Source organism: Nocardioides sp. (genome assembly GCF_025965415.1).
GTDB lineage: Bacteria > Actinomycetota > Actinomycetes > Propionibacteriales > Nocardioidaceae > Nocardioides.
Genome location: NZ_JAOPWY010000154.1, coordinates 1 through 5,656, shown reverse-complemented (window position 1 = coordinate 5,656; position 5,656 = coordinate 1). Strand labels below are relative to the sequence as shown.

The following is a 5,656-nucleotide window of genomic DNA, read 5'->3' as shown; positions in this document are numbered from 1 at the left end:
GGCCAGTGCCGTCGCGGTGCCCTCGACTCCCGGCTCGTCGCCGGCCGCGTCGTGGTCTGCCGCCGCGGCGGGATCGGCCGCATCGACAAGTCCGAGTCCGTCGCCCTGGCCGGCGGTCGCGCGATGGTGCTGGTCAACCTCACGCCGGGCGCCGTGTCCGCCGACTTCCACTCGGTGCCGACGGTCCACCTGACGGCCCCGGCCGGCCGGCGGTTCAGCCGGTGGGTGGCCCGCCACCCCGACGGCCGCCTGCGGATGACCCGGGTGACCGGCGACCCCGGCACCCGGCGTACGGCTCCGTGGAGCGCGTCGGGCGACCCGCGCGGCAGCGCCCTCAAGCCCGACGCGGTCGCCGACGGGGATGCCGTGCTCGGCGCCGTGCCCGACGCGACCGGACGGAGCTGGGGCGTCTTCAGCGGCAGCTCCGCGGCTGCCGCCAACGCCAGCGGCCTCGCAGCGCTCCTGGTGGGCGAGCACGACGACTGGTCCGCCGCCGTGGTGCGCTCGCAGCTCGTCGCCTCGGCGACCACGGTCCGGGGCGCGTCGGTGCTGGCACAGGGGTCCGGCGCCCTGCCCAGCCGCGCGCCGACCGCCCACCTGGCGCTCGACGTGCCCGCGCGCGCCTGGCGTCGCGCGCTGCGCACGCACTCCCTGGCCGGGCTCAACACGAGCTCGCTCCTGCTGCCGTCGCGCCAGACCAGCGCGGTGCGCACGATCACCAACGTCGGCACCCGCGCGGAGTACTTCTCGGTGACCGCCCGCGGGTTCACCTCGCACCGCGTCACCGTCCAGCCCCTCGCCGTACGCCTGGCGCCGGGGCAGTCGGCCCGCTTCACCATCACGGTCACCGGACCCACCGCCCCCGGCCGCCTCGACGACGGTGCGCTGGTGTGGCTCGGAGCCCTCGGCGGCGTCACCCGGATCCCGGTCGCGCTGACGCGCTGAGCCCGCCCGTACGACGCGACGGGCCGCCGTCCCCCGAGGGACGACGGCCGTGTCGGGACCAGCAGGGCTCAGTCGCTGAGCACGCGGTCGTGGCGCAGCGAGGTCGCCCTGGTCTCCTTGGCGAAGAGGACCGCGACGACCGTGAGCACCGAGGCGATCGTCATGTAGATCGCCACCTTGGAGACGTTGTCGGTCCCGTCGCTGGCGTCGCCGAGGAGGTCGATCGCGATGATCGGGGCCAGCGCGCCGGCGAAGATCGACGCGAGCTGGTAGCCGACCGAGGCGCCGGTGTAGCGCACCGAGGTGCCGAACAGCTCGGAGAAGAACGCCGCCTGCGGGGCGTACATCAGGGCGTGCAGGACCAGTCCCACGCAGATGGCGAGGATGATCCTGGGCTCCGAGCGCGAGGCGATGAGGTCGAAGAAGAACCACGACCACACCGCCACACCGACGGCACCGGCGAGGTAGAGCGGGCGTCGCCCGACCCGGTCGCTGAGCGCACCGACGAGCGGGATCGTCACGAAGTGGACCACGGAGCCGATCAGCAGCGCCTTGAGGATCAGCGGCTTGTCGTCCGCGGTGCCCGCGTAGAGCGTGAGGAACGAGATCGAGATGATCGTGAAGAGGTAGTAGGAGATGTTCTCGGCCATCCGCATCCCCATGGCCACGAAGACCTCCTTGGGGTACTTGCGGAAGACCTCGATGATCGGCATGTGGGGCGTCTCCTTGGTCTCCATCTCGGCCTTGGCCTCCGCGAAGACGGGCGACTCCTCGATCGAGAGCCGGACCCACAGGCCGACGCCCACGAGCACCGCGCTCAGCAGGAACGGGATGCGCCAGCCCCAGGACTCGAACGCCGCGTCGGACTGCACGGCGGAGAGGACCCACAGGACGCCGGTGGCGAACAGGTTGCCGAGCGCGACGCCGGCCTGCGGCCACGAGGACCAGAAGCCGCGCTGCGAGTCGTCACCGTGCTCGGCGGCCATCAGCACGGCACCGCCCCACTCGCCGCCGACCGCGAAGCCCTGCACGAGACGGCAGAGCAGCAGGAGCAGCGGGGCCGCGACACCGATGGCGGCGTACGTCGGCAGCAGGCCGATCGCGAAGGTCGCCAGCCCCATCAGGAAGAGCGAGAGGACCAGCATCCTCTTGCGGCCGACCTTGTCGCCGAAGTGGCCGAACACCACGCCGCCGAGCGGTCGCGCCACGAAGCCGAGGGCGTAGGTGCCGAAGGCCAGCAGGGTGGCCGTGGCGGGCTCGCTCTCGGGGAAGAACAGGGTGCCGAAGACGAGGGCGGCGGCCGAGCCGTAGAGGAAGAAGTCGTACCACTCGACGGCGGTGCCGATCAGGGACGCGAAGACGACCTTGACGATGCCGGTGCGCTCGGGTCGGGCGCCCGGTGTGCCGGTCCCGGCCGTGGTGGAGGTGTCGGTGGACATGGGAGACCTTTCATGGGGGTGCCGTGGGAGAGGACGTGCGGGTGGGTCAGGCGGCGCTCCAGCCGCCGTCGAGGACCAGCGAGGAGCCGGTCATGGACGTGGCCGCCGGTCCGCAGAGGAAGGCGACCGCGTCGGCCACCTCCTCGGGCTCGACGAGGCGCTTCAGCGGCGTGCGGGCCAGCAGGACCGTCTCGAGGACCTCGTCCTCGGCGATGCCGTGGGTCCGGGCCTGGTCGGCGAGCTGGCCCTCCACCAGAGGCGTGCGGACGTAGCCGGGGCACACCGTGTTGCTGGTGACGCCCTTGTCCGCGGCCTCGAGCGCGATCACCTTCGACAGCCCCTCGAGGCCGTGCTTGGCGCTGACGTAGGCGGACTTGTAGGCCGAGGCGCGGTGGCCGTGGATGCTGGAGACGTGGACGAGCCGGCCCCAGCCCCGGCCGTACATCCCGGGCAGGGCGTGGCGCGCGAGCAGGAAGGGGGCGTGGAGCATCAGCGCGTGGATCAGGCGGAACTGGTCGGGGTCGAGGTCCTCGATCGGCGCGACGTGCTGGATCCCGGCGTTGTTGACGAGGATGTCGACGTCGAGGTCGAGCCGCTCGATCGCGGCCTCGTCGGTGAGGTCGACGACGTGCGGGGTGCCGTGCACCCGGGCGGCGACCTTGGCCACGCCCTCCTCGTCACGGTCGAGGAGGTGGACCTCGGCGCCGCTCTCGGCGAGACGGGTCGCGACCGCCGCGCCGATGCCGCTGGCCGCACCCGTCACCAGGGCCCGTCGTCCGTGCAGGGCGGACTCGCTGGAGGGGTGGTCGGTGTCGGTGGCCATGGCTTCACCGTAGGGACGCACGTGACGCAGAGCACATGGCTGGCGTCGCCACATTTGCACCGCGAGCGTGTGGCCCTGCCACACCTCTCGGGTCAGGGAGCCTGGAGCCGCGCCAGCCTGAGGGCCAGCTGGAGGTCGAGTGCCCGCCCGGGCTCCCGCCAGCCGGTGCCGAGGAGCTCGCCGATCCGGTCCAGCCGCTGGGTCACGGTGTTGGGGTGGACGTGGAGCGTGCTCGCGGTGTCCTTGAGGTGCCCGCCGCTGGCGAACCACGCCTCGAGGGTGTCCACCAGCCCGGTGCCGCGCCGGGCGTCCCAGTCGCGCACCGGACCTACCATCGTCTCGACGAAGGCCGTCACGTGCTCCGGGTCGTTGTCGCCGAGCAGGAGCCGTGCCACGCCGAGTCCCGCCGGGTCGCTCACGTCACCACGCCGACCGAGGCGGACGAGGGTGTCGAGGCAGCGGCGGGCCTCGCCGTGCGCCACCACCAGGCGGTCGCCGTGGAGGGGATCGCTCGTGGCGGCCACGCCCACGGTGGCGACGCCGCCGAACCCGGACACGGCCGCCTGCAGGTCGGCGCCCACCCGCTGCGGGTCCTCGCCGGGCACGAGCATGACGACGGCGCCCCGGTGCTCGCCGGCCAGGCCGGACATCCGGCGCGCGAGTGCCACCGCGGCCCGGCTGGCCCGGTGCCGGTCGGCGCCGTCGACGGTGGCCGCGGCGACGACCACGGGACCGTCGAGGCTGGCGCTGTGGCGGCGTACGCGGTCGCGCAGGCGCTCGCGGGCCTCCGTGTCGGCCTCCAGCAGGTCGACGAGCAGCTGGCCGCCCAGGCGCTCCTCGGCGTCACTGACGGAGCGTGCGAAGAGCAGGACGAGGGCGGTCACCAGGGCGCCGCGCTCGAGCGTACGACGACCCGCGAGGTCGAGCGGCTCGTCGCGGCGCAGCACGAGCGTGGCCACGTGCTCGGTGCCGGCGAGGGCGGCGGCGACGAGACCCGACCCGACCACCACCGATCGACCGGACGCCACCGCGGCCGGGACGGCGTCTGACCAGGCCAGGCCGGTGTCCTCCCCTGCCTGGAGCTCTCCCGCCGGCGTCCACACGGAGACCTCGCCTCCGAGCACGGTGGAGAGCACCTCGGCGACCTCCGCGACGCCGCCGCCGCCGAGCAGCAGGTCGGTGAGGCGGTCGTGCGCGAGCGCCGCCGCGTCGACGGCCTCGGTGTGCCGGGTCAGCGACCGGTTGGCCTCGTCGAGCTCGGCGAAGAGGCGTGCGTTCTCCAGCGCCACCACGGCGTGGGCGGCGAAGGAGGTGAGCAGGCTGACCTCCGCCTGCGGGAAGCGGCGGACGGAGCGGTGCACGGCCAGCAGCGCGCCGATCACCACGCCGTCGAGCACCAGGGGCACGCCCAGGATCGCGCGGATCTGCTCGCCCGCCACGGCCGCGTCGATGTAGCCCTTGTGGACGAAGCGGTCGTCGGTGGCGTAGTCCTCGGTGAAGTAGGCGGCGCCGGTCTGCGCGACCAGGCCGAGCAGCCCGGTGCCGAGCGGCAGGCGCAGGGTCTGGAACTCGCGCGTCAGCGCCCCGTCGGTGACCTTCATGTAGGACGCGCCGTCACCGTCGTCGTTGAGCGACAGGTAGGTCATGTCGCAGTGGAGCAGCTGGCGCGCCCTGCGCACGATCGCGGCCAGGATCGTGTCGACGTCACGGATCGCGGTGAGGTCGGACGCCGTCTCGTAGAGCGCCGACAGCTCCGCCTCCCGCGACCGCATGCGGGACATCAGGTCGCGCAGCCGCAGCGCGACGTCGTACTCCGAGCGCGCCACCGCGGCCTCGTCCTCGCCGAGGGCACGCTCCGCCTCCGCGAGGCGCTCGTCGAAGGCGGCCAGCGGCGCCTCGTCGTAGAGCAGGTCGAGGAAGGTCGGCACGGGCACATCCTGCCGCCACTGCCGGTCGCGCGCACCCGGCGGCGGGCCCGGCGGATCTCAGCGCTCGCGGGTGATGGTCATCTCGCGGTCGCCGTAGACGACCTTGTCGCCCTCGACCAGCGACGCGGGCTTGCCGGGCGCGAGCTGGCGGGAGACGCCCTGCCGCACCAGCACGGTGCCGTTGGTCGAGCCCCGGTCCATCACCACGATCGTGCCGTCGGGCGCCGGGCCGAACTGGGCGTGCGTCTTGGACACCGACATGTCGGCGGACGCCAGCGGGATCAGGTGGGCCACCTGCTCACCGCTGCGGGCCTCGGGGCGCCGGCCCACGAGGGCGAGCCCGGCGATCACGAAGCTCTCGCCGTTGTCGAAGTGCACCCGCCACCGGGGCGAGGCGGCCACCGGACGCTGCTGCTGGGGTGGCACCTGCTGGCGCGGCGGCGCCTGTGGGGGCATCTGCGCCGGCGGTCCCGCGTGGGCGGGGGGCTGCTGCCGCGGGGGTTGCTGCGCGGCCGGCTGCG

5 protein-coding genes are annotated in these 5,656 nt (G+C 73.8%); 1 reads left to right on the top strand and 4 read right to left on the bottom strand.

Annotated features, from left to right (window positions below; genetic code table 11):
• Positions 1 to 945: S8 family serine peptidase (locus JWN97_RS15865; RefSeq protein WP_297624671.1), on the top strand; the 945-nt coding region annotated here is incomplete at its 5' end.
• Between the two features lie 68 nt (positions 946 to 1,013).
• Here the strand turns inward: JWN97_RS15865 and JWN97_RS15860 are convergent.
• The 4 genes from JWN97_RS15860 to JWN97_RS15845 form a co-directional block, all read right to left on the bottom strand.
• Positions 1,014 to 2,384 carry an MFS transporter gene (locus JWN97_RS15860; protein WP_297624668.1) on the bottom strand — a complete coding sequence of 457 codons (1,371 nt, stop codon included), beginning with the start codon at positions 2,382 to 2,384 and terminating at the stop codon, positions 1,014 to 1,016.
• A 46-nt stretch (positions 2,385 to 2,430) separates the two neighbouring features.
• Complete coding sequence (locus JWN97_RS15855; protein ID WP_297624666.1) at positions 2,431 to 3,207, bottom strand: 3-hydroxybutyrate dehydrogenase; 777 nt, start codon at positions 3,205 to 3,207, stop codon at positions 2,431 to 2,433.
• A 92-nt stretch (positions 3,208 to 3,299) separates the two neighbouring features.
• Positions 3,300 to 5,135 carry a helix-turn-helix domain-containing protein gene (locus JWN97_RS15850; protein WP_297624663.1) on the bottom strand — a complete coding sequence of 612 codons (1,836 nt, stop codon included), beginning with the start codon at positions 5,133 to 5,135 and terminating at the stop codon, positions 3,300 to 3,302.
• Positions 5,136 to 5,192: 57 nt separating this feature from the next.
• A partial coding sequence (locus tag JWN97_RS15845) for an FHA domain-containing protein (RefSeq protein ID WP_297624660.1) occupies positions 5,193 to 5,656 on the bottom strand: 464 nt, incomplete at its 5' end.